The sequence below is a fragment of the Novilysobacter antarcticus genome, from assembly GCF_019802285.1.
Classification (GTDB): domain Bacteria; phylum Pseudomonadota; class Gammaproteobacteria; order Xanthomonadales; family Xanthomonadaceae; genus Novilysobacter; species Novilysobacter antarcticus.
In genome coordinates, this window is sequence record NZ_JAIEUJ010000001.1 from 775,912 (window position 1) to 799,967 (window position 24,056).

23 protein-coding genes and 2 tRNA genes are annotated in these 24,056 nt (G+C 65.0%); 11 read left to right on the plus strand and 14 right to left on the minus strand.

Annotation, left to right across the window (positions count from 1 at the left end; translation table 11 throughout):
- Positions 1-74: 74 nt before the first annotated feature.
- The 3 genes from zwf to KZ491_RS03525 all read right to left on the minus strand — a co-directional run bounded on the left by zwf (position 75) and on the right by KZ491_RS03525 (position 3,848).
- Positions 75-1,481: a glucose-6-phosphate dehydrogenase gene (gene zwf / locus KZ491_RS03515; RefSeq protein ID WP_222564441.1), complete on the minus strand. Its 1,407-nt coding sequence runs from the start codon at positions 1,479-1,481 to the stop codon at positions 75-77.
- A gap of 79 nt (positions 1,482-1,560) precedes the next feature.
- Positions 1,561-3,222, minus strand: coding sequence for a phosphoethanolamine transferase (locus KZ491_RS03520; RefSeq protein ID WP_222564442.1), 1,662 nt, complete (start codon positions 3,220-3,222; stop codon positions 1,561-1,563).
- Positions 3,219-3,848, minus strand: coding sequence for a phosphatase PAP2 family protein (locus KZ491_RS03525; protein WP_343225523.1), 630 nt, complete (start codon positions 3,846-3,848; stop codon positions 3,219-3,221). Before KZ491_RS03525 ends, KZ491_RS03520 begins: the two co-directional genes overlap by 4 nt.
- 283 nt (positions 3,849-4,131) lie before the next feature.
- On the opposite strand from KZ491_RS03525, the gene KZ491_RS03530 reads away from it, so the two are divergent.
- The 3 genes from KZ491_RS03530 (at position 4,132) to KZ491_RS03540 (ending at position 6,506) form a co-directional block, all read left to right on the plus strand.
- Positions 4,132-4,803 (plus strand): response regulator transcription factor, encoded by a 672-nt coding sequence (locus KZ491_RS03530; protein ID WP_043959147.1) that lies wholly within the window; start codon positions 4,132-4,134, stop codon positions 4,801-4,803.
- Complete coding sequence (locus tag KZ491_RS03535) at positions 4,800-6,032, plus strand: sensor histidine kinase (RefSeq protein ID WP_222564444.1); 1,233 nt, start codon at positions 4,800-4,802, stop codon at positions 6,030-6,032. The genes KZ491_RS03530 and KZ491_RS03535 overlap by 4 nt, the downstream gene beginning before the upstream one ends.
- 75 nt (positions 6,033-6,107) lie before the next feature.
- Entirely contained in the window at positions 6,108-6,506 is a 399-nt protein-coding gene (locus KZ491_RS03540) for a hypothetical protein (protein ID WP_222564445.1), read from the plus strand.
- Between the two features lie 11 nt (positions 6,507-6,517).
- On the opposite strand, the gene KZ491_RS03545 is transcribed toward KZ491_RS03540, so the two are convergent.
- Positions 6,518-7,852, minus strand: coding sequence for a sensor histidine kinase (locus tag KZ491_RS03545; RefSeq protein ID WP_222564446.1), 1,335 nt, complete (start codon positions 7,850-7,852; stop codon positions 6,518-6,520).
- Positions 7,849-8,517, minus strand: a complete 669-nt coding sequence (locus KZ491_RS03550) for a response regulator transcription factor (RefSeq protein ID WP_222564447.1) — start codon at positions 8,515-8,517, stop codon at positions 7,849-7,851. Before KZ491_RS03550 ends, KZ491_RS03545 begins: the two co-directional genes overlap by 4 nt.
- An 80-nt stretch (positions 8,518-8,597) precedes the next feature.
- On the opposite strand from KZ491_RS03550, the gene KZ491_RS03555 reads away from it, so the two are divergent.
- The 6 genes from KZ491_RS03555 to KZ491_RS03580 all read left to right on the plus strand — a co-directional run bounded on the left by KZ491_RS03555 (position 8,598) and on the right by KZ491_RS03580 (position 13,937).
- Positions 8,598-8,927, plus strand: coding sequence for a PepSY domain-containing protein (locus KZ491_RS03555; RefSeq protein ID WP_222564448.1), 330 nt, complete (start codon positions 8,598-8,600; stop codon positions 8,925-8,927).
- Between the two features lie 33 nt (positions 8,928-8,960).
- Positions 8,961-9,431 carry a DUF2271 domain-containing protein gene (locus tag KZ491_RS03560; RefSeq protein ID WP_222564449.1) on the plus strand — a complete coding sequence of 157 codons (471 nt, stop codon included), beginning with the start codon at positions 8,961-8,963 and terminating at the stop codon, positions 9,429-9,431.
- A gap of 27 nt (positions 9,432-9,458) precedes the next feature.
- The gene (locus KZ491_RS03565; RefSeq protein WP_222564450.1) at positions 9,459-11,687 is read left to right on the plus strand and encodes a PepSY domain-containing protein; all 2,229 of its coding nucleotides are present in this window, start codon (positions 9,459-9,461) and stop codon (positions 11,685-11,687) included.
- A complete protein-coding gene (locus KZ491_RS03570) occupies positions 11,671-12,633 on the plus strand; it encodes an FAD:protein FMN transferase (protein WP_222564451.1) in 963 nt (320 codons plus the stop codon). The genes KZ491_RS03565 and KZ491_RS03570 overlap by 17 nt, the downstream gene beginning before the upstream one ends.
- Before the next feature lie 28 nt (positions 12,634-12,661).
- Complete coding sequence (locus KZ491_RS03575) at positions 12,662-13,576, plus strand: NAD(P)/FAD-dependent oxidoreductase (protein ID WP_222564452.1); 915 nt, start codon at positions 12,662-12,664, stop codon at positions 13,574-13,576.
- A 223-nt stretch (positions 13,577-13,799) separates the two neighbouring features.
- The gene (locus tag KZ491_RS03580; RefSeq protein WP_222564453.1) at positions 13,800-13,937 is read left to right on the plus strand and encodes a hypothetical protein; all 138 of its coding nucleotides are present in this window, start codon (positions 13,800-13,802) and stop codon (positions 13,935-13,937) included.
- Positions 13,938-14,114: 177 nt separating this feature from the next.
- Here the strand turns inward: KZ491_RS03580 and KZ491_RS03585 are convergent.
- The 4 genes from KZ491_RS03585 to ppsR form a co-directional block, all read right to left on the minus strand.
- A tRNA-Glu gene (locus KZ491_RS03585) sits at positions 14,115-14,190 on the minus strand.
- 66 nt (positions 14,191-14,256) lie between these two features.
- Positions 14,257-14,332 (minus strand) — tRNA-Ala (locus tag KZ491_RS03590).
- A 45-nt stretch (positions 14,333-14,377) separates the two neighbouring features.
- Positions 14,378-14,869, minus strand: a complete 492-nt coding sequence (locus KZ491_RS03595; protein ID WP_222564454.1) for a DUF1249 domain-containing protein — start codon at positions 14,867-14,869, stop codon at positions 14,378-14,380.
- 65 nt (positions 14,870-14,934) lie between these two features.
- Positions 14,935-15,756: a posphoenolpyruvate synthetase regulatory kinase/phosphorylase PpsR gene (gene ppsR, locus KZ491_RS03600; protein ID WP_222564455.1), complete on the minus strand. Its 822-nt coding sequence runs from the start codon at positions 15,754-15,756 to the stop codon at positions 14,935-14,937.
- A 130-nt stretch (positions 15,757-15,886) separates the two neighbouring features.
- Between ppsR and ppsA the strand changes: the two genes are divergently transcribed.
- Positions 15,887-18,265 carry a phosphoenolpyruvate synthase gene (gene ppsA, locus KZ491_RS03605; protein WP_222564456.1) on the plus strand — a complete coding sequence of 793 codons (2,379 nt, stop codon included), beginning with the start codon at positions 15,887-15,889 and terminating at the stop codon, positions 18,263-18,265.
- Positions 18,266-18,405: 140 nt separating this feature from the next.
- On the opposite strand, the gene orn is transcribed toward ppsA, so the two are convergent.
- Positions 18,406-18,999, minus strand: a complete 594-nt coding sequence (gene orn / locus KZ491_RS03610; protein ID WP_222564457.1) for an oligoribonuclease — start codon at positions 18,997-18,999, stop codon at positions 18,406-18,408.
- Positions 19,000-19,061: 62 nt separating this feature from the next.
- Here orn and KZ491_RS03615 point away from each other — a divergent pair, with 62 nt between their 5' ends.
- Positions 19,062-19,547: a DUF2721 domain-containing protein gene (locus KZ491_RS03615; RefSeq protein ID WP_222564458.1), complete on the plus strand. Its 486-nt coding sequence runs from the start codon at positions 19,062-19,064 to the stop codon at positions 19,545-19,547.
- 18 nt (positions 19,548-19,565) lie between these two features.
- Here KZ491_RS03615 and tadA read toward each other — a convergent pair whose 3' ends face one another.
- The 4 genes from tadA to folD form a co-directional block, all read right to left on the minus strand.
- A complete protein-coding gene (tadA, locus tag KZ491_RS03620) occupies positions 19,566-20,033 on the minus strand; it encodes a tRNA adenosine(34) deaminase TadA (protein WP_222564459.1) in 468 nt (155 codons plus the stop codon).
- The gene (gene guaA, locus KZ491_RS03625) at positions 20,030-21,598 is read right to left on the minus strand and encodes a glutamine-hydrolyzing GMP synthase (protein WP_222564460.1); all 1,569 of its coding nucleotides are present in this window, start codon (positions 21,596-21,598) and stop codon (positions 20,030-20,032) included. The genes tadA and guaA overlap by 4 nt, the downstream gene beginning before the upstream one ends.
- Positions 21,599-21,603: 5 nt before the next feature.
- Positions 21,604-23,061 (minus strand): IMP dehydrogenase, encoded by a 1,458-nt coding sequence (guaB, locus tag KZ491_RS03630; protein ID WP_222564461.1) that lies wholly within the window; start codon positions 23,059-23,061, stop codon positions 21,604-21,606.
- A gap of 61 nt (positions 23,062-23,122) precedes the next feature.
- Positions 23,123-24,004 (minus strand): bifunctional methylenetetrahydrofolate dehydrogenase/methenyltetrahydrofolate cyclohydrolase FolD, encoded by an 882-nt coding sequence (gene folD / locus KZ491_RS03635; protein WP_222564462.1) that lies wholly within the window; start codon positions 24,002-24,004, stop codon positions 23,123-23,125.
- Between the last annotated feature and the right edge of the window lie 52 nt (positions 24,005-24,056).

Genomic DNA, 24,056 nt, shown 5'->3' on the forward strand with positions numbered 1-24,056 from the left:
TGGTAGTGCCCCGGGGCGGCGAGGGAGCAGTGCCATTGATTGGCAGGCGCGGCGCGATCAAGGTCCGCGCGTTTTCAGCAGGGGTGGCTCTGCTCGGGCTGCGGGTCCTGCCAGTGGCGGCCGCCGGTGACAAGCTCGCTGGTGGATTCCGGACCCCAGCTGCCGGGTTCGTAGATCGTGAGCGGCGTGTTGTGATTGCCATGCGAATCGGGCAGCACGGGCTCGACGATGCGCCACGCTTCTTCCACCGAATCGTCGCGGGTGAACAGGCTGGTGTCGCCCTCAATGGCGTCGCCAAGCAGTTGCTCGTAGGGCGATTTGCCTTCATCGCGCGAGCTGCGGGCAACCAGCTCGACCTGGCGCCCTTCCATCCCCTCGCCCGCCTTCTTCACCCGCGCGCCAGTGGAGATCACCACTTCGGGGCTCAGGCGGAAGCGGAAATAGTTGGTCTCGGCCAGTGAAATCCGGTCGAACAGTTCCAGCGGCGGCGGCTTCAGGTCAACCATCACCTGGGTGCTGGTGATGGGCAGCTTCTTGCCGGCGCGGATATAGAACGGGACGCCGGCCCAGCGCCACGTGTCGATGTACAGGCGCAGTGCCACAAAGGTCTCCACCTGCGAGTCCGCGGCAACCCCAGCCTCGTTGCGATAGCCGCGGAACTGTCCGCGGACCACGTCCTCCGGCCGCAACGAGCGCGTGGCACGGAACAGACGCAGTTTCTCGGCGCGCAGCGATTCGGGGTCGCGGCCGGCCGGGGCATCCATGGCCAGCAGCGAGAGGACCTGGAGCAGGTGGTTCTGGACCACGTCGCGGATGGTGCCGACCTCCTCGTAGAACGCACCACGCCCCTGCACGCCAAAGTTCTCGGCCATCGTTATCTGCACGCTGTCCACATAGGTGCGGTTCCAGACCGGCTCGAGGAACGTATTGGCGAAACGGAAATACAGCAGGTTGCGCACGGCCTCCTTGCCCAGATAGTGGTCGATACGGAACACCGAGGATTCCGGAAACACCTGGTGCAGCTCGCGGTTGAGCTCCCGGGCCGAGGCCAGGTCGCGACCGAACGGCTTCTCCACGATCACCCGGGCGTCGGCGTTGCATCCCGATGCGGCCAGCCCCTGCACCACCGTGCCGAACATGCTTGGGGGGATGGCCAGGTAATGGATGGGACGGGTGGCGGAACCCAAGGCCTGTTTCAGGCCGCGGAACGTCTGCGGGTCACTGTAATCGCCGTCGATATAGCGCAACTGCTCCGACAGGCGCGAAAACGCGTCCTCATCCACCCCGCCGTTGGCCTCCAGGCTCGCGCGCGCCCGCTCACGCAAGCGCTCCAACGACCAGCCGCCGCGGGAAACGCCAATCAGGGGCATGTCGAGCTCGCCGCTCCGGATCATCGCCTGCAGCGCCGGGAAGATCTTCTTGTACGCAAGGTCCCCGGTGGCGCCGAAGAAAACGAATGCGTCTGAGGGTGGCTTGGCCATGCCGCTGCTCCCGTGAGTCCACCGGATGATTGTGCCCGCCCGGACGTGACGGCAGCCAAATGGCGGCGCGAGCGTGGACTCAGCTGGGCGCGCGGCCCATGCAGGGAGCGAACAGGTCCTGGGACGCGTCATAGACGCCCGTCTCCACCTGCATCAGCCCCAGCACCGAGCTGAAGAGATTGTCGTGCGTGACAGGTGTCGAAAGGCGCTGGCGCATGCAGCCGACATCGACATTCCGGTCCGCCGCCAGCGAAGGGGACAGCCACATCACCATGGGCACCTTCAGCTGGGTGTCCGGTGCGATCGCGTAAGGCATACCGTGCAGATAGAGGTTGCCCTCACCAAGCGATTCGCCGTGGTCGGAGACGTAGATCATCGCGCTGTCGCGCGTGGGGTCCGCTTCCAGGGTTTCGATCAGACGGGCGAGAAAGTGATCGGTATAGAGAATCGCATTGTCGTAGGCGTTGACGATCTCCGCCTGCCGGCATTTGCCCAGGTCCGCCGATTCGCACACGGGAACGAACTGGCGGAATTGATCGGGGTAGCGCTGGAAATAGCTCGGCCCGTGGTTGCCGAGCTGGTGCAGGACAATCACCTGGTCACGACCCTCGCCATCGATCTTCGCCTGCAGGTCGTGCAGCAGCACTTCGTCCAGACAGTGCTCGGCGTTGCACAGCTCGGGAACCCGGGCGTCCACCAGGGATTCGAAGGGAAGCCCCGCACACACACCCTTGCACCCGCCCTGGTTGTCGCGCCACAGCGTTGCGATACCGGCGTGATCCAGCACGTTGAGCAACGACTCCGACTCCTTGATCGCCCGTTTGTCGTAGCCGCGTCGCCCCTGCGCGGAGAACATGCACGGCAGGGAGACGTCCGTGCTCGATCCGCACGCCGTCACGTCGGTGTAGTTCAGGACATCCAGATCGGCCAATTCAGGCGTGGTTTGACGCGCATACCCGTTGAGACCCCAGTTCTGCGCCCGCACGGTTTCGCCGACCACGATCACCAGTACCCGCGGTTTGCCATTGCCGCGCCCCACCACAAGAGCATCGTTGCCCAAGGGTTGGCGTGCACGGACGGCCGCTGCGGGGTCCTCTGACGCGACCCGTGCAAGGGAGACGAGGTAGTTGCCCGGGGCGATCAGGTGCCGCAGTTCGGTCCGGTTGCGCATCATCGCGGAGATGTCCTGGAATGAGACCAGCAAGGCCCCGGCGGTCACCGTCGCGACGGCCACCATGACGACCACTCGTCGCAACAGCGCGGCCGCGGGCTTTTGTGCGCGAATCCGCACCCACCAGACCAGGGCTACCGGAATGAGTGTGGCCAACACGGGCAGCGCCAGCCCCGGAGTCAACAGTTCGCGGGCTTCACGCGTGTCGGTATGAAGGATGTTGCGAATCATGTCGGGATCCAGGTAGACCCCGTAATGGCTCGAGTAATACCCGGCCAACGCGGTTACCACCAGCAGCAAGGAAAGCAGCGGCTTGGTGGTCCAGCGGTTCAACACCAGACACAGGAGCAGGAAGTGCAGCCCGGTCATCGCCGTTGCCAGCGAGGCAGCCGTCACCCAGCCGCGCGCGCTTTCCAGAGCGCCGGTCGCCGCATAGGCGCGCCAGAATGCGGTGTTGCAGGCAAGGGTGAAGAATAGGCTCACCGCCAGCGCCATCCCCTCCTGGCTGACCGAGGGCCGCCACATCGACCTGCCGCGCAGCCCCTCCCGGGCATGGGCGACGGCGCTCATGCCGGCGCTCCTGGCCCGTACGGACGAAGGATCCACAGCGACCCTGCCAAGGCTACAAGCCAACAGATCATCAACGTCCACACGTCGTGGGACAGGAAGTGCGCTCCGCGCAACTGCTGGCTGATGCCGAACAGGGCGCCGGCCGCCAGGGCAAGGGCCAATCCGGCCCATCGCAAGCGCGGCTGCACCGCATGGAAGAAGAAGTACAACGTCACCCACGCGTAGCCGGCGCTGGCGTGCCCGGCGGGAAAACACGCCGCGTGACCCATGCTTTGGGGCCGTGACTCGAACAACCCGACAAACGGCTGCAAGCCACCGTAGCGCTGGAGGTCCCATGGGCAATCCATTCCACTGCCTGCCTTGAGCAGCGAGACGGCGACCGAGCCCGCCAGGGTTGCAAAGACCAGATAGCCCAGGGGGCGACGCCAATGGGTCAGCCTCGAATCGACAAGACTCCACAGCCATGCGATCAACACACCCAGCCAGGCGGCGGCGGACACGGCCTTGCCCGCCTCATGCACCAACGTGGTGGTAATCCAGCTGTCGCGCAGGGCCCACGCATTGCCCTGCGCCGCATACAAGAGGTCGGCGAGCAGAAAATCGCCGTGTGCGCTGATAAGGACCACGCTGACCGCCGCCGTCGCCACAAGCGGATACACAAGGTGATTGCGCAGAAAAGCCCGCTTCGACCTCCCCGTTGCGGGCAGGAGCCCAGCTGGACAGAACTCGTCGGATCGCGTTGCGGTAGAGGCGGGCACGTCGGGACTACGGGAGTGGGACCAGCGCCAAGCATGAGCACCCCGTTGTAGCGATCTCTCAGCCATTTCTCAGGCGTTCGTTATCGAGCCCCAACTGCCCGGACTAGACTTGCGTGGATCCGTGCCGCAGCCGAGCCAAATGTCCGACTCCCTGAAAATCCTGATCGTGGAAGACCAGCACGACATCGCGGCCAATATCTGGGACTTCCTGGAACGCCGTGGCCACGAGGTGGACCACGCCGCCGATGGCGAAACCGGGCTGATGCACGCGCTCCGGATCCCCTTTGACGTGATCGTGCTGGACCTCGGCCTGCCGCGCCTGGACGGACTGGATCTTTGTCGGCAGCTGCGGGAAGCAGGACGCGGCACTCCGGTCCTGATGCTGACTGCGCGCGATACCCTCGACGACAAAATACGCGGCTTCCATGAAGGCGCCGATGACTACATGGTCAAGCCGTTCGAGCTCAAGGAACTGGACGCGCGGATACGCGCACTGCACCGCCGCGGCGCGCCCTCGCCGCTGCTGCCCCTGGTCGTCGGTCCGCTGGAACTTGACGCCGAGTCGATGGTGGCAACTCGCGCAGGTACCCGCATCGCCCTCACGCGCAGCCAGAGCAGCATCCTGGAACTGCTGATGAGACGATCACCCGGCGTGGTCGGCCACGATCTGCTGATCCAGTCCGTTCCTGGCTCCCGCGGTGGCGATGCGGCCTCCCTGCACACCCACATGTATGACCTGCGCAACCTGGTGGACAAGCCGTTCGACATTCCCCTTATCCGCACTGTCCACGGCATCGGATACCGATTGGTGCCGCCCGAATGAGGTTTCCCTTGCCACTGCGCACGCGCGTGACCTTGCTTTACACGGTCATGGGCGCGGTGCTGAGCATCGCGTTTGCGCTTGGCGTTGTGTTCATCGCCGAGGAGTACGAGCGCGTCCTGGTGGAATCGATCCTCACCAGCCAGGCGCATGACTACGCCGAGCGGCTGCAACGCGAGCCCGGCATCGACCTGCCGCGCAGCGCCCGGGTCAGCGGTTATCAGCTCCTGCCCGACAACCGCGGAGAAGTCCCTGACGTGTACCTGAGCCAGCCGCCGGGAATCGGTGAAGTGCGCAACGCGGAAGGCGACGAAGTGTTCCTGGGCGTATTCGATACCTCAGCCGGCCGCCTGTTCTTTGTGATGGACGTGCACGACATCGAGGCGCTGGAGCGCTACCTCGCCCTTGTCCTAGCCGTGGTCGTGCTTGCGGGAACGGCACTAAGCGCGTGGCTGGGATGGTTGCTGTCGGGTCGGGTCGTGCGCCCGGTCCAGCAGTTGGCCCAGGCGGTCACTTCGTTGCCGATCCAGCCCGAGCGGACAGCGCTGGCGGACAAGTTGCCGGCCGACGAGCTGGGCCAGTTGGCCAGCGCGATCGATGACTATCAAGCCCGGCTCGCGTCTGCGGCGGAAGCGGAGCAGACCTTCCTCGGCGATGCCAGCCATGAGCTGCGCACGCCGATTTCCGTGGTGCGCGGCGCCACCGAGTTGCTGCTTGAGGACAGCGCGGACATTCCCGCGCTGCAGCCGCGGCTGCAGCGCCTTGACCGCGGAATCCGTGAACTGTCGGAATTGATCGACGCCCTGATGCGACTTGCCCGCCGCCGCGTGGACTCGGCAGAGCCAGTCGAGCTGCGTGGCTGGCTGGTGTCGTGCCTGGCCGGGGTTGCGTCAATCGTGGACGGCACCGTGAGCGTTGCGCTCGACGGCGCGGAGGTCGATACCACGCTGCCTACGCGCGATGCGACCCTGATCGTGCACGGAGTGCTGCGGCGCCTGTTGCCTCCCGGCGTGCCCGGCACACTGCGCATCTTGATCTCGAACCGCATGATGTCGTTCGCCTTCGCTGCCGATGACACCCGGCCATCGACCTCGTCCAGGCCGCGTCCGGCCAGCAGCGATCGACGCCTCGGCCTGACCCTGGTCGGACGCCTCGCCGACCGTATCGGCTGGGAGATTGACGACTCCGATGCCGCGTCGGGCAGCGTCGACGTGCACTTCGTTAAGCGGTAGAACATCGCCCTGCCGTATCCTGTGGCGTCCACGCCCGACCGCTTCATGCGCGCGCAACAACGGTAGAGAAACCCGATGTCGAGCAAGTTCAATGGCAGCCGCAACGACGGCGACACCACCCCGGACACTGGTATAGAGGCACACGCCGACCTGCGTGACGGAGCCGGCAAACTGCTGGGCGGGATCGTCCGCCGAGATGGCGAATGGGTGCTCGGAATGGACGGCAAGATGGTCGGCAGCTCCGACAGCGCCGCCACGATGCTGGCGCTCATCCGCCGAGCCGCCTCGATGCACGAGCGCACCGGAGCCATCGCAACACTCAAGTTCTCCGATGCGCTGCGTGATGCCGCCAACGCGGAGGCGCGTGAGCTGGGTCTGGAGTTCCAGCAATTCGAAGCCCAGCTGGACGAGAAGATGAAGAGCGACCCGCCCTCATCCGTCCGCGGCCCGACTGACCGCACCGGCCTGCACTGAGCGCCCCGGCGTCACGATCCGGCAACAGGGAACTGCACCGACACCTCGAACCCGTCAGGTCGGCCAGTGGCGGGCGAGGCCAATGTCAGCCTGGCACCTGCGGCGTCGGCAATGGTCGTCACGATCGCCAATCCCAGCCCATAGCCCTGCGCCCGACCCCGACCGCGGATGAAGCGGCCGGTCAGCTGTGCCAATTCGGCAGGATCCAGTACCTCACCGGCGTTGATGACGGTCAGCCGCGCCGATTTGCTCAGATCCACGTCGATCGGGTGCCCCGGCGCACCATGTTTGAGCGCGTTCTCGATCAAATTGCGCGCCAGGATCGCGAACGCGTCCGCATCGATGGGCGAGAGAACGGGCCCGGTCGACGGCAGCACCAACCGGATCGGGACGGCTGCCGCGCGTTGCAGGTCGTCCACCACGTGGGTCAGCAGCAGCACCAGATCCTGGGGCTCCTCGGCAAGCACGCTCCCGCCCTCCGCCTTTGCCAGTTGCATCAACTTTTCTGCAAGGCGCGACAGCTCCCTGAGCGATGCCTCGATCTGCCCGGCGCGCGCCTGCAAGGGCCCATCGGCGGCCTCACGACGCAGGCGCTGAACCTGGGCAAGCGCGGCCGCCAGCGGGGTCCGCAGCTCATGCGCGCTGTTCGCGGTGAACCTGCGCTCGGTCTCAAGCGCACGCCGCAGGCGATCAATCAGGCTGTTGACGGCATCCGCGCTCGGACGGATTTCCAGCGGCAGCAACTCGGTGTGGATCGGCGAGAGATCACCGACCCCGCGTGCTTCAACCGCCCGCCGATAGGAACGCACGCTGCGCAGCCTGAAGCGCACATACAGCCAAACGCCCAACAGGCTTGCCGGGACCAGCAGCAACAGCGGCAGCAGCAAGGCAACGGTGGCATCCCGGGCGGCCTTGCGGCGGTATGCCAAAGGCTCGGCAAGCTGCAGGAATACCGTATCGCGCAGGGCACTGGCACCGTACAGGCGGTGGGTCGCCGTCGTGCTGAATCCCAGCATGTCCGGCGGGCCAAACACGCCCGGGTCCGCGTCGTGAGATTGCAGCAGGATGGTGCCCTCACGGTCGCGCACCAGATACGCGACCTGCCCCGGAAGCGCATTGAGCGGTGCCACCCGTTGCTGGGTGGGAGGGTCTTCCCGATTGATGATGTCAAGGACCGCCAGCGGTAGGATGCGCTGCGCCGCACCTTGCATCGCATCGTCGAACGCGTCGTCCAGCCGTCTCTGCACGATCAGCCCGGACAGCGCGGTCGCCACCAGCCACAACACCACGATCCCCAGGGTGAGTCCGTAAACGAGTTGCTTTTGCAGGCTGCCCGCAACCCTCATGGCTGCCCCTGCAGGCCCAGTCGGTAGCCCATCCCGCGGACCGTATCGACCACGCTGAAGCCCAGCTTTTTACGCAGATGGCTGATGTGGACCTCCACCGCATTGCTCTCTATTTCCGCTCCGAACTCGTACAGCCGTTCCTCGAGCTGCGACTTTGACAACAACGCACCGGGACGCTGGAGGAAGGCATCCAGCAGCGCCCATTCCCGCGCCGTCAACGCAATGGTTTCGTCAGCGCGCTGGATGGTCCGAGCCGTCAGGTCGATTGTCAGCGCCCCCAGTTGCAGCTGCGGGTTGGAATTGCCGCTGTAGCGGCGCGCCACAGCGGCCACGCGGGCGGACAGTTCCGACAGGTCGAACGGCTTGACCAGATAGTCATCGGCACCCGCGTTGAGGCCGGCAATCCTGTCGGAGAGCTGGTCCATGGCGGTCAGGATGATCACCGGAGTGCCATCGCCGACCGAGCGCAACCGGCGCAGGAAATCGATGCCGCGACCATCGGGCAGCATCAGGTCGAGCAGGATGAGGTCGTAGGGGGTCGAGCCGATCGCCAGTTGCGCGTGGTCCAGGGTCTGCACCCAATCCACCGCGTGTCCGTCCTCGCCGATCTGCTCGCGCACGGCCTGGCCCAGGTCGACGTTGTCCTCTACCAGCAGTACCCGCATCGAAAAACCCTCGCCTTAAGGCTCGCATAAGGATGCGCGCCTAGAGTCCACGTTGCACCCAACCCAAGGAGATCACACCCATGAAACACCTCACTCTGACCGGTGTCGTTCTGGCCGGCCTCGCCTTCAGCGGCAGCGTGATGGCCGGTGACGACTGTACCGACCCCGTCGCCGACTGGCAGCCGCGCGAAGTCCTGCGCCAACAGCTCGAACAGAAAGGCTGGGAAGTCCAGCGGATCAAGGTCGATGACGGGTGCTACGAAGTCCGCGGGACCGACAAGCTGGGAAACCGGTTCAAGGCTGAGTACTCCCCGGCATCGCTGCAGATCCGCGAGCTGAAGATCACGTTCGATGGCAAGGGCGACGCAGGCGACTACCTGGACCGCAACCCGGACCAGAAGGCGAAATGAAGCCATTTACGACCCGATTGCAGGAGCAATGACATGAACAAGATCGTCCTATCCCTCTGCCTGGCCGGAGCCATGGCGCTGCCTGTACTGGCTGACGCCAGGCCCGTCACCCTCACCACCCAGATGAAAGCCTACACCGGCGATGGAGCCTATCTGGCCATCTATGTCACCGATGCCGCGGGCAAGTACCACAAGACACTCTGGGTCTCGGGCAAGAAGTCGAAGTACTACAAGAACCTGCGCGACTGGGCCCGGGGCAGCGGCATGCGGGCGAGCGAGTTTGACGGCGTGAGCGGCGCGAGCGTCGGCAGCGGGCGCACCCTCAAGGTCACCGCCGAACTTGAGGACGCGTTGATCGATGCCGGCTATGAAATACGGATCGACACCGCGGTGGAAGACGGTCGCGACAACCCGGCCGACGTGCGGGCGCCCCTGACCAAGGCCGGCAGCGGCAAAGCGACTGCGGGGCGCGGTTACGTGCAGTCATTCACTTACGACATGTAATCGATCGGCCTGAAGGAGGTCCGCATCATGTTGCGTCGGATTCACTCACTGCCCGCTCTTGTCCTTGGGCTGCTGATCGCCGTGTTGGCGATCAGCGGCGCGATCCTGTCGGTCAATCCAGCCATTGACCGGCTTGGAACGACGGTGCCGGAGCGTGGGCAGGTCAGCGTCGCCCTGCTCGCGGAGCGGATAGCCGACAACTTTCCCGGGGTCGAGCAGGTCCAGCGCTCACCCTCGGGCACGATCATCGTCTACTACAGTCAGGGCGACCAGGCGGAGGCGGTCCGGATCGACCCGCTCAGCGGAAAGGCGATCGGCCCGTATGCGCCCTCTCCCACCACGCGTTGGATCAAGAAGCTGCACCGCTCGTTTCTCGCGGATACGCCAGGCCGGGCCGCGGCAGGCGTGTCCGCCCTGACGATGCTGGTCCTGTGCGTCTCGGGCGTGGCGCTGCTGCTGAAACGCGTGGGCGGCTGGCGACAACTGTTGCGCCCCCTGCGTGGCAACTTCAGCCAGCGTTGGCACGCGGAACTGGGACGAATCGCCGTGTTGGCACTAGTGCTGTCCGCACTGACCGGCGTCTTCATGTCGGCGACCACCTTCGGCCTGGTACCGCAGGGTGCGGATGTAGAGCCTGCGTTCCCCACTGCGGTGGAGACGCCAGGTGCGCCGGCGCCCGTCGGCACCCTGCCCGCCCTGCTGGATACCGATCTGAACGACCTGCGCGAGCTGGTCTATCCGATGCCCGACACACCCTCGGATTTCTACTCGCTCGCCACCGCGCAAGGCGACGGCTACATCGACCAGACCACCGGCGCCCTGTTGGTGTTCCAGCCACATGACCGCGCCCAGCAAACCTACGAACTGATTTACATGCTGCACACCGGCGAAGGCCTGTGGTGGCTGGGCCTGCTGCTGGGAATCTGCGCACTCAGTGTTCCGGTAATGAGCGCCACCGGCGTGGTGATGTGGTGGCACCGACGTCGCCTGATGCCGCGCATCGCAAACAACAGCGGCGCGCAGGCGGCGGACACCATCATCCTGGTCGGCAGCGAAGGCAACAGCACCTGGGGCTTCGCGAACGCGTTGCACGCTGCGCTGCACAAAGCCGGCAAGCGCGTGCACACCGCCCCGATGAACCAGCTGGCGAAGGAATATCGCCAGGCGAGCCACCTGTTCGTGCTCACCGCCACCTACGGCGATGGTGACGCGCCCACCTCGGCCAAGCAGTTCCTTGCGCGGCTGGAAAGTTTTAGCGGGGACAACAAGCCGGCGTTCGCGGTCCTGGGATTTGGCGATCGCCAGTTCCCGCGGTTCTGTCAGTTTGCCAAGGACGCCCGCAACGCGCTGCTGGCCGGCGGCTGGACAGAATTCGTGCCGCTCGAGACGGTGGACAGACAGTCCTCGCAGGAGTTCGCGCGCTGGGGAGAGGCGGTCAGTCGCGCATTGTCCCTCGACCTGGCGCTGACGCACGTGCCGTCACACCCGCAAACGCGCCCGCTTGAGCTGATCAGCCGCGTGGACTACGGCGCGCAGGTCAACGCGCCAACGAGCATCCTGCGCTTTGGTCCGGTCGCCTCGCAGAGTGCTGGTGGCCGGTTGCGGCGCATGCTTGGGCTCAGTGAACTGCCCCACTTTGAGGCGGGAGACCTGGTCGGGATCGTCGTAGCGGGCAGTCCGGTCCCGCGGTTCTATTCGCTGGCCAGCGGATCCAAAGACGGTTTCCTGGAAATCTGTGTGCGCAAGCATCCGGGTGGGCTGTGTTCGGAAATGCTCCACGGCCTGCCACCGGGCGCCCGAATCGACGCCTTCATCCAGCCCAATCCGGACTTCCGGCCCGCCTCCGGCAAGTCTCCCGTTGTTCTCATCGGCGCCGGTACCGGCATCGGCCCATTGGCCGGATTCATCCGCAACAACGAAGGCAAACACCCGATGTACCTTTACTGGGGCGGCCGCGATCCGGCTTCGGATTTCCTGTACGAGCCGGAACTGGATGGCTACCTGGCCGATCACCGGCTGACCGGGTTGAACGCGATTTTCTCCCGCACCGCCAAGGGCGGCTACGTGCAGGACCGTCTGCTGGAACACTCGTCGCAGATGCGTCGACTGGTTGAAGACGGGGCGCAGATCCTGGTCTGCGGCAGCCGCGCCATGGCCGACAGCATCAGGCAGACCATCGATGCGATTCTGGCCCCGGTCGGCCTGGACGTTGCGACTCTCAAACTGCAGGGGCGCTACCGTGAAGACGTCTTCTGAAGCCGCCAACCCATCCGTCGCCGTCATGCAGCGCCACAGCCTGCACGGCGAGACGATGGGCACCCGGTACAGCGCGCTGTTTTTTGCCGCGCCGGGCGTCGATGAGGCCGCCATCGGCCAGCGGCTCTTCGCCGCCGTCGATAACGTTGATCGACAGATGTCGAGCTGGAAGGCCGATTCCGATCTGAACCGCCTGAATGCCGAGCCGATCAACGAGTGGATTACGGTTCCCGCGGAGCTGTTGGCGGTGCTGGAGACCGCCCTGCGGGTCGGTCGACAGTCGCGGGGTGCGTTCGACATCGGCGTCGGTGACCTGGTCCACTCCTGGGGTTTTGGGCCCGCCCGGGGCGCGATCGACGTCCAGGCGATCACGGCCCGAAACGATGGTGTCCAGCGGGCCGCGTCCGACATCCTCGAACTGGACCCGGTGCAACTCCGGGTCCGGAAGCGGGCGGAGATCAACCTGGACCTGTCCGGGATCGCCAAAGGCTTCGGGGTGGACCAACTGGCCGCCTGTCTCGACAGTTTCGGCATCACCCGCTATCTGGTCGGGATCGACGGTGAGATGCGCGCCCGCGGCAGCAAGCCCGATGGGAGTCCCTGGGCCGTGGCGATCGAGAAGCCGGTCCGCGGCGTGCGCGAGGTTGCCGGCGTGATGGAGCTGGTTGACGCGGCGATCGCCACGTCCGGCGACTACCGCCACTGGGTTGAGCATGACGGCCGGAGCTACCCGCACACGATGGACGCCAGCGGACGACGACCCGCGAGTAACCGGTTGGCCGCGGTCAGCGTGGTCGCTTCCACGTGCATGCTCGCCGACGCGTGGGCGACGGCCTTGCTGGCCCTGGGGGAGACCGAAGGGGTCAAGCTGGCGCGGGATCGCGGAATGGAGGCGTTGTTCACCCTTCACGATGGCGACGGATTTCAGGAGATCCACGTTGGCTAACATCCACCGCTTCCAACTGGAGCGCGCCATGAGTGCACTTGATACCGCCGCTACGGTTCTCGATTGCCTGGTCATTGGCGGGGGTCCCGGTGGCTTGACGGCGGCGACCTACCTGGCGCGCTTCGGTCGCGAACTGGTCATTGTCGACGCCGGCCATAGCCGTGCCCGCTGGATCCCGGCGAGCCATAACTGCCCGGGCTTTCCGTTTGGCGTGGCAGGCAATGAGCTGCTGGGGCGGTTTCGCGAGCACGTCGCGCAATATCACGTGCCCGTGGTGGAGGACCGGATCGAGGTGCTGGAACGTGAAGGAGACATTTTCATCGCCAGCACCAGCTCACGAAAGTGGCGCGCCCACAGCATCATCCTGGCCACCGGCGTCGTCGACCTGCTGCCCGACATCGAAGGAGCGGAAGAGGCCATCGCCAGCGGCGCGATCCGGTTGTGCGCGGTCTGCGATGGTTACGAGGCCAAGGATGATGCGATCGCCGTACTCGGTCGCTGCGAGGAAGCCATCGGCCACGCCGAATTCCTGCGGACGTTCTCGCGCGACGTCACCGCGATAGCCACCGACGGCCTCGCCGACGACCCGTCACTGCGAGACCGGGCTGCCGCCAGCGGCGTGGTCCTGCTTGCGGCGCCAGACCAGTGGCGGTTGGTCGACGGCGGTTGCGAGGCGCAACTGCCGGACGGATCGCGTCGGCGTTTCGACACCCTCTATCCGGTCTTGGGCTCCGACGTCCAGTCATCCCTGTTGGCGCCGCTGGGCGCCGCGACGGACGATGCGGGTGCGCTGATCGTCGATGACCACATGCAGACTAGTGTCCCCGGCGTGTACGCGATAGGTGATGTGGTCAGCGCGCTCAACCAGATCAGTGTGGCGGTCGGACAGGCCGCTATCGCGGCGACCGCGGTCCATGGACGCCTTCCGCGCAACCCCCGTTGAACGGGCTGAGTCGGTGATCGAACCGCTGGAACGGGTGAGAACCCGGCTTTCAGATGGTCCTCCCCCCAACAACGGCACGGGCGCACTTGGTCAGTCTCAAAGTGAACGATTCACCCTACGTTCGGCACGGCGGCCGCGAAAGGCGCTTTTAACCACAAAGCCATCACAAATCCAGGAATAGTTTTTGACATGCCCGCTCGAGGGCACACGCCAGGAGACGGCAATGCCAACTGACAAGAAGCACTCAACCGACAGCAAATCTGAAAAGAAGCACGCAAGCGGCTCGGATCAGAAGAGTGGCAAGTCGGCGTCAGGTGATACGTCCAAAAGCTCAAAAAAGAGCGAAACCAAGAGCCGTTGAGTACCCGCGGCTGGTAACCGGAACGCCCGCGCAATGCGGGCGTTTTCGCGTGCGCCCTCCCGCGCGTCCGAAGGTGCGAAACATCGATCGCCGGCAACGAAATTGCAGGCACAAAAAAGGCTCCGTTTCCGGAGCCTTGATTGCTTGAAAACCGTAAGGTAATCAATGGTTTAGAAGTGGCGTCCCCAAGGGGATTCGAACCCCTGTCGCCGCCGTGAAAGGGCAGTGTCCTAGGCCTCTAGACGATGGGGACGCGGTAGTCCCTGTACCTTTTTTTTGGTTGTCTTTCACACAACCAGGCACAAAAACTATTTTGAAATGGTGGAGCCAGGCGGGATCGAACCGCCGACCTCCTGCATGCCATGCAGGCGCTCTCCCAGCTGAGCTATGGCCCCACGGGGCTGGAAAGTCCGTAAGATTAGATCGCTATTTGAGAACCGTCAAGCCCCAGTCAGGATTTCCGCCGAACTTTCACTTTCCAACCTCAGGGTGCGCTGTCCGTGCCCGCGCTCCGCGAGGTACTCCAGCCATTTGCCCAGGAAGGTGTTCATCCGCAATCGGTGGCTGATCAGGGCCGCCGGCAATGGATGCATGCCCAGCACATCCTGCCAGCGACGGCCAATGTAGCAGTGCGTCGCTTCCAGTTGGTTGGCGTCGTGGTAGTGGCGCAGGTAGGCCGATGGATCGGGCATCCCCGTCACCGGGTCCACCATGGTGTAGCTGACGCGCAACTCGGTCGTGTAGCGGTGCTGCAACAGGACCTCCACGCGCAGGTCCAGGCCATCGCCCACGCTGGAGATGTGCGTCCCGGGCGCGAGGTCGGAGGTGGCGAACAGGCGGCGCAGGCGGACATGGTTTTCCGCGTACAGGGCCATCAGCCAGCCGAAGCGGTCGAGCGAAGGGAGTCGGCGGGTGGCAACAGGACTGGTCATGCGCTGATCCTACACGCCCGCCCCGGCTGCGGCCGGCAGCCACCAGGACCGGGGAACAACGCGGTTCAGAACATCTCGCGATTGATCCGCAGAGTCGTCATGACCTTGCTCGCGATCTCCTCGATGGAGGTGTTCGTGGTGCTCAGGGTGGGAATCCTTTCCGCGCGGAACAGCGCTTCCGCCGCAGCAACCTCGCGCTTGCAGGTCTCCAGCTTCGCGTAATGGGAATCGGGGCGGCGCTCCTGGCGGATCTGGTGCAGGCGGTACGGGTCAATCGTCAGGCCGAACAATTTGTCGCGGAACTTGCGCAGGCGCTCAGGCAAGCGGTCGTGCTCCAGGTCCTCCTCGGTGAGCGGGTAGTTGGCCGCCCGCACGCCGTACTGCAGCGCCAGATAGACGCAGCTGGGCGTCTTGCCGGCGCGTGACACCGCCACCAGGATCACGTCGGCGTCGTTGTAGTCGATCGCGATGCCGTCATCGTGGGTGAGCGCGTAGTTCATCGCATTGATGCGGCGGTGGTAGGTGTCGAAATCGACGATTGCGTGGGCGCGTCCCACCTGGCGCATGCGTGACTGGCCCAGCTCGCGCTCCAGCGGTTCAATGAAGGGCGCAAAAACATCGAGCATCAGCGCCCCGCTCTTTGCCAGCGCTTCGCTGACGCTGCTGTCCATGCACGAGTTGATCACGACCGGGCGTACGCCGTGTTTCTCCGCCGACGCCTTGATGCGCTCGACCGCATCTTCCGCGCGCTCCACGCTGTCCACGAACGAAATGCGCTCGGCGACGAAGTCGGTCCCGCTGAACTGCGTCAGCAGGCTGTGGCCGATGGTCTCCGCGGTGATGCCCGTACCGTCGGAAATGTAGAAAACAGGCCGTGTTTCATTCATGTAGTCAGGCGCCTCGTGGTCAGCTGGGAGAAAAGCCCGCCAGATCAACCTTGTAAGCACCCGGCGCAGCGGCGATCATAACGGCTTCGCCGCGATCAGCGGCGTGCCCCCCCCACGGAGATACACTGTTTTGAACGACAATATCCTCTGGCTGCACGCGCTGCGCCTTGACGACCTGTCCCGCGTCGGCGGTAAGAATTCGTCGCTCGGCGAGATGATCGGCAATCTTTCCAACCTCGGGGTCACCGTTCCCGGCGGCTATGCGACCACGTCAGAGGCGTTCAAGGACTTCATCGCCTACAACAATCTGCACCAGCGCATTTTTGACCGCCTGGCGCCGCTGGACGTTGACGATGTCGCAGCCCTCACCGAGGCCGGCAAGGACATTCGCGACTGGGTGATTGGCGCCCCGCTGCAGCCCGAGCTGGATCGCGACATCCGCACCGCCTATCGCCAACTGTGTGACGAGAACGGCGGCGGCGACGTGGCCGTTGCAGTGCGCTCGTCGGCTACCGCCGAGGACCTGCCCGACGCGAGCTTCGCCGGACAGCAGGAAACGTTCCTCAATGTCACCGGCGAGGACGACGTGGTGGTCAAGGTGAAGGAAGTCTTTGCCAGCCTCTACAACGACCGCGCCATCGCCTACCGCGTGCACCATGGCTTCAAGCATGAGGACGTGTTCCTGTCCGCCGGCGTGCAGTTGATGGTGCGTTCCGACGTCGGCGCATCCGGCGTGCTGTTCACCCTGGACACCGAGTCGGGCTTCCGCGAAGTGGTCTTCATCACCTCCAGCTTCGGTCTGGGCGAGATGGTGGTCCAGGGTGCGGTCAATCCTGATGAGTTCTACGTCTACAAGCCCACGCTCGCCCAGGGCAAGCAGGCGATCCTGCGCCGCTCGATCGGTGCCAAGCAGCTGCGGATGGTCTACTCCGACCAGCCCGGCGAGCGGGTGCGCACCGAGGACACGCCCGCGGACATGCGCGGCACCTTCTCGATCAACGATGACGATGTGCACGAACTCGCCCGCCAGGCGCTCATCATCGAGAAGCACTACGGCCGCCCGATGGACATCGAGTGGGCGAAGGATGGCGTCAGCGGCAAGCTGTTCATCGTCCAGGCGCGTCCGGAGACGGTGAAGTCGCGCGGCCACGCCACTCAGATCGAGCGCTACCAGCTGGGCGAGCGAGGTCCGGTGATCTGCGAGGGCCGATCGATCGGCAACAAGATCGGCAGTGGCGTCGCCCGCGTGATCCGCTCGCTGGACGACATGGCCCGGGTACAGGCCGGCGACGTCCTGGTCGCCGACATGACCGACCCGGATTGGGAGCCGGTCATGAAGCGTGCCGCCGCGATCGTCACCAACCGCGGCGGGCGAACCTGCCACGCGGCGATCATCGCCCGCGAGCTTGGCGTGCCGGCAGTGGTCGGGACCGGCAATGCGCTGGACACCATCAAGGAAGGCCAGACGGTGACCGTGAGCTGCGCCGAGGGCGACACCGGCTTCATTTATGACGGCGACCTGCCCTTCGAGCGCCACGTCGCCGATCTGGACAAGATGCCCGAGGCGCCCCTGAAGGTGATGATGAACGTCGGCAATCCCGACCGCGCTTTCGACTTCGCGATGCTGCCCAACGCCGGCATCGGCCTGGCACGGCTGGAAATGATCATCGCCAGCCACATCGGCATCCACCCCAAGGCGCTGCTCGAATACGACCGCCAGGATGCAGCAACCAAGAAGCAGATCGATGCAAAGATCGCCGGCTACGGTGACGATCCGGTCCAGTTCTACGTCGATCGTCTCGCCGAGGGCATCGCCACCATCACCGCGTCGGTCGCGCCCAAGGCAGTGATCGTGCGCCTGTCGGACTTCAAGACCAACGAGTACGCCAACCTGATCGGCGGCGCGGCATATGAGCCGGACGAGGAAAACCCGATGCTCGGTTTCCGCGGCGCATCACGCTACGTCGATCCGAGCTTCAGCGACGCGTTTGCCCTGGAGTGCCGTGCGGTGCTAAAGGTCCGCGAGCAGATGGGCCTGACCAACCTCTGGGTCATGATCCCGTTCGTGCGCACTCTGGACGAGGGCCGCAAAGTGGTCGAAGTGCTGAGGGCCAACGGTCTGGAACAGGGCAAGGACGGCCTGAAGATCATAATGATGTGCGAGCTGCCCTCCAACGCGTTGATGGCCGAGGAGTTCCTTGAGATCTTCGACGGCTTCTCTATCGGCTCCAACGACATGACCCAGCTCACCCTGGGCCTGGACCGGGATTCCGGACTGATCGCGCATCTCTTCGACGAACGCGACCCTGCGGTGAAGAAGCTGCTGTCGATGGCGATCAAGACCGCCAAGGCCAAGGGCAAGTACGTCGGCATCTGCGGCCAGGGCCCAAGCGATCATCCCGACCTGGCGCAGTGGTTGATGGAGGAAGGAATCGATTCGGTATCGCTGAACCCCGACACCGTGGTCGACACCTGGCTGCGGCTGGCCAAGGCCAAGGCCGCTGGCTGAGCCATGACGGACCGCTAACGGCGGCGGTCCTGGAATCCGGTCCACATTCGACGCCCCGCCTGACCGCGGGGCGTCGCACATGAGGAGATCTGGATGCAATCGACAACGACCATCGCGGACGGCAGGTCAGCGCGTCCCGTTCAGCTTTCAGCGCTAAGACGATCAGCCGAGTTCACGCCGCCCAACAAGCCCATGAACCGACGGTAATAACGCAGCTCATTGATCGAGTCGTGCACGTCGCTCAAGGCGGTGTGGCTCCCCTGCTTGTGCAGGCCGGCGCTGATCGAGGGTGCCCAGCGCTTCGCCAGCTCCTTGACCGTGCTGACATCCAGGTTGCGGTAGTGGAAATAGCGTTGCAGCTTCGGCATCTGGCGATGCAGGAAACGGCGGTCCTGACATATCGAGTTGCCGCACATCGGCGACGCGTTCGCCGGCACCCAATGGGCAAGAAATGCGAGAGTCTGCTGCTCGGCTTCCTGCAGTGAGACGCCCTGCTCCAGCACCCGGGTCCACAACCCAGAGCCGCCGTGCTGGTTGCGGTTCCAGTCGTCCATTGCCTCAAGGGTCGCCACCGGGTGGGCGATGGCCAGTTCCGGGCCTTCGGCGAGGACGTTCAGTTCCTTGTCGGTGACAACGGTGGCGATCTCGAGGATCGAGTCGTTGTCGGTGTCCAGACCGGTCATTTCCAGGTCGATCCAGACGAGGTTGTCGGCGTTCACAGGGCCGTTGGCCATCATGGGCTCGCGTCGCTTGGAAGGGGCAGGCATCATACCGTCAGCCCGCCACGGAAGCCTGCATGACCGCTACGCCCCTCGCCGATCCCAACCACTATGCAGTGATTTCGGCGATGATCACCCCCGCTTTTTTCCTGACCGCAACCGGCTCGCTGTTGATATCGTCCAACAACCGCCTGGCGCGTGTCGTCGACCGCATGCGCAAGGAGATCGAGCACCTGCGCGAAACCGTGCCGGGCCCGATGCGCACCGAGCTGGAAATCCGGATCGGCTACCACCGGCGGCGGTCGTACCTGGTCCTGGGCGCATTGCGAATTCTCTACGCGTCGCTCAGTGCCTTCGTCGGCACCAGTATCGGGATCGCCGCCGACGCGTTCTTCCAGTATCAGCTGGGCTACCTGCCGACGCTGTTGGCGGTGCTCGGCGTGCTGCTGATGCTGGCTGCCTCGCTGTGCCTGGGCCAGGAGGCGCGGATCAGCCTGCGGGTGCTGGAGCGGGAGTTGCGCGCGGAACTGGACAAGGACCCCGGCCTCCCGAGGATGTCCTGACCCGTCGAGTCATTCGCCTCAGGCCGGCTTGGCGCGCTTGCGACGGAAGTAGGCGGTGAGTCTTTCACCCGCCTCTTCACCCAGCAATCCCCCTTCAACCTCCACCCGATGATTGTGGCGCGGGTCGCCCAGCAGATTGAAGACACCACCGGCGGCACCGGTCTTGGGATCGGCGGCGCCGTAAACGACACGCGCCACGCGCGCATGCACCATGGCCATCGCGCACATCGCGCACGGCTCCAGGGTCACATAGACAGTGCATCCCAGCAGGCGGTGGTTGGCCAGGCGGAATCCCGCCTGACGCATCGCTACGATCTCCGCGTGTGCGGTCGGATCATGCTCGGTGATGTTGCGGTTCCAGCCTTCGCCGAGAAGCGAGCCGTCGGCGGCAACGACCACCGCGCCCACGGGGATCTCGTCATCCTCGCGTTCGGCGCGGTCCGCCAGCGCCAGTGCGTGCCGCATCCAGCGCTGGTCGTCGCTCATTCCCACTCGATGGTCGCGGGCGGCTTTCCACTAATGTCATAAACAACACGAGAAACACCGCGCAACTCGTTGATTATCCTGTTGGAAACCCGACCAAGGAAATCATACGGAAGGTGCGCCCAATGCGCTGTCATGAAGTCGATCGTCTCTACGGCCCGGAGTGCGATGACCCATTCATAGGCCCGCGCGTCTCCGACCACGCCCACCGACTTGACCGGCAGGAACACCGCGAACGCCTGGCTGGTCCTGTCGTAGAGGTCGGCCTTGCGCAGTTCGTCGATGAAGATGTGGTCGGCGCGCGCCAGCAGTTCCGCGTACTCGCGCTTGACCTCGCCCAGGATACGCACTCCAAGGCCGGGACCGGGGAACGGATGGCGGTAGACCATGGAGGCCGGAAGACCGAGCTCGACACCCATGCGACGGACTTCATCCTTGAACAGCTCGCGCAGCGGCTCGACCAGACTCAGCTTCATGTGCTCGGGCAGGCCACCGACGTTGTGGTGGCTCTTGATCACGTGGGCCTTGCCGTTCTTGCCGCCCGCGGATTCGATCACGTCGGGATAGATCGTGCCCTGCGCGAGCCATTTCGCGTTGGCCAGCTTCCCGGACTGCTCGTCGAAAATCTCGACGAACAGGTTGCCGATGATCTTGCGCTTGGCCTCCGGATCGGTGACGCCTTCGAGCGCCTCGAAGTAGCGGTCGGCGGCATCCACGCGAATGACCTTGACGCCCAGGTGCTCGGCGAAGGTCGCCATCACCTGGTCCCCCTCCTGCCAGCGCAGCAATCCGGTATCGACAAACACGCAGGTGAGCTGATCACCGATCGCCTTGTGCAACAGCGCCGCGACAACGGACGAATCCACGCCACCGGACAGGCCGAGGATGACTTCATCCGCGCCGACCTGCTCGCGGACCCGGGCGACCTGGTCCTCGATGATCTGCTGCGGCGTCCACAGCGTCTGGCATTCGCAGATGTCGGTCACGAAGCGCTCAAGCAGCGCCCCACCCTGCTTGGTGTGGGTGACTTCCGGGTGGAACTGGACGCCGTACCAGCGGCGCTCGTCATCGGCCATCGCAGCCACCGGCACACGGTCGGTGCGGGCGGTAACGACAAAACTGTCCGGCGCCTTGGAGACGTGGTCGCCGTGGCTCATCCACACGTCCAGGCGCGGCGGTGAGCCCGGATGGTCCTTGAGGCCGTCCAGCAAACGATCCTGTGCCACCAGCGCGACCTCGGCATGGCCGTATTCGCGCTGGTCGGCGGCCTCGGTCTTGCCTCCCAGCTGCTTGGCCATGGTCTGCATGCCGTAGCAGATGCCGAGCAGCGGCAGACCGGAGTCGAACACTTCCTGCGGCGCCTGCGGGCAGCCTTCCCGCGTCGTCGATTCCGGACCGCCGGACAGGATGATGCCTTTGGCGCCGAACCCCTCGATCTCGGCCGGGTCGTGGTCCCAGGCCCAGATTTCGCAATACACCCCCAGCTCGCGGATGCGCCGCGCGATCAGCTGGGTGTACTGCGCCCCGAAGTCGAGGATCAGGATCTTGTCTCTATGGATATCGGTCATCGTCTTCAGCCCACCCGGTAATTCGGCGGCTCTTTGGTGATCTGCACGTCGTGGACGTGGCTCTCGCGAGAGCCGGCGGAACTGACGCTGACAAACTCCGGCTTGGTGCGCATTTCCTCGATGGTCGCGCAGCCGACGTAACCCATGGTCGCGCGCAGGCCACCCACCAGCTGGTGGACAATGTTGCGCAGCGGACCGCGGTACGGCACGCGGCCTTCGATGCCTTCAGGCACCAGTTTGTCGGCGTCGGAGGAGTCCTGGAAATAGCGGTCCTTGGAGCCGGTTTCCATCGCCGCCAGGCTGCCCATGCCGCGGTAGCTCTTGTAATGGCGGCCCTGGAACAACTCGCTGTCGCCCGGGGACTCATCGGTGCCGGCAAACAGGCTGCCGATCATCACCGTCGATGCGCCGGCGGCCAGTGCCTTGCCGATATCGCCGGAGTAGCGGATGCCGCCGTCGGCAATCAGCGGAATGCGGTCCTGCAGGGCCTCGGCGACCATGTCGATGGCCGATATCTGTGGCACCCCGACGCCGGCGACGATACGCGTGGTGCAGATCGAACCCGGACCGACGCCGACTTTGACCGCGTCGGCGCCATGGTCCATCAGCGCCAGCGCGGCGTCGCCGGTGACGATGTTGCCGCCGATCACCTGCAACTGCGGGAAGTGCTTCTTGACCCACTTCACCCGGTCAAGCACGCCCTGCGAATGGCCGTGCGCGGTATCCACCACCACCACGTCGACCCCGGCGGCGACCAGCGCTTCCACTCGCGCTTCGGTATCACCGCCCACGCCTACCGCCGCCCCGACCAGCAGGCGTTCGCTGCTGTCATAGGCGGCGTTGGGGTTGTCGGTCTTCTTCTGGATGTCCTTGACGGTGATCAGCCCCTTGAGCTCGAAGTCGTCATTGACTACCAGAACCTTCTCGATCCGGTGCTTGTGCAGCAGCCCCACGACTTCCTCGTCGCTGGCGCCCTCCTTGACCGTGATCAGGCGATCCTTGCGCGTCATGATGTGGCGCACCGGATCGTCAAGCTTGGTCTCGAACCGCATATCACGGCTGGTGACGATGCCAACCAGCTGGCCGTCGTCGACCACCGGCACGCCGGAGATGTTGCGCTCGCGGGTCAGTTTGAGCACGTCGGCGATCGACGTATCCGGGCTGACCGTGAACGGTGCCCTGATCACGCCGGCCTCGAAACCCTTGACCTGGGCGACGTGCGCGGCCTGCTGGGCCACGGTCATGCTCTTGTGGATGATGCTCATCCCGCCCAGCTGGGCCAGGGCGATCGCAAGGCGGGCTTCGCTGACGGTATCCATCGCCGCCGACAGGATCGGCAGGCGCAGACCAAGGTCGCGGGTCAATCGGGCTGACACGTTGACGTCCTTGGGCAGGACCGTCGAGTGGGCCGGAATCAGCGAAACGTCGTCGAAGGTGAGAGCTTCAGCCTGGATGCGCAGCATGGTCGGAACCGGAATAGGTGAAGCGCGCCATTGTACCGCTTTAGCGCCGCGTCGATGGGGCTCAACTGTCTGCAGCCTCGGCGGCTTCCAGCGTGTTCTGCATCAGGGTCGCCACCGTCATCGGCCCGACCCCGCCCGGAACCGGCGTGATCCAGCTGGCGCGTTGCGCAGCGGCCTCGAAGCCGACATCGCCCACCAGCCGCCCGTCGTCCAGGCGGTTGATGCCGACGTCTATCACCACCGCGCCGGGTTTCACCCATTCACCAGGAATCAACTGCGGGCGGCCGACGGCGACCACCAGGATATCGGCGCTGCGAACGGATGCTTCCAGAACGTCCGGCGGGGTGAACTTGTGGCAGCAGGTGGTGGTGCAGCCGGCAATCAGCAGTTCCAGTGCCATCGGTCGCCCGACGTGGTTGGAGACGCCGACGATGGTTGCGCTGGCGCCGCGCACCGGCCGGTCCGTGTAGGCCAACAGGGTGGTGATGCCGCGCGGCGTGCACGGCCGCAGGCCGAACTGGCGCAAGGCCAGATGGCCGACGTTTTCCGGATGGAATCCGTCAACATCCTTGCTCGGCGAGATACGGTGGATCAAAGCGCTGGCGTCGCGCCGATCGGGCAGCGGCAGCTGAACCAGGATGCCGTGGATGTTGGGATCCGCGTTGAGACGGTCGATCAGCTCAATCAGCTCGTCGTCGCTGGTCCCGGCCGGAAGATCGAAGTCGACCGCGCGGATTCCCACCTTGCGTGCCGCCCGGCGCTTGTTGCGCACGTACACCGCCGACGCCGGATCCCCGCCCACCAGGACCACAGCCAATCCGGGAGCCGACTTCCCGGCGGCCAAGCGAACATCAACTCGTGCCTTGAGGCTGTCCAGTAGATCCTCGGCAATGCGCTTGCCGTCCAGGATGCGGGCGAGTGGCGGGCTGGCGTCAGTATTCAAAAGCAGGACCTGGAGTGACGTGGCCAGCCATTATCGCCGATCTTGCACCCGA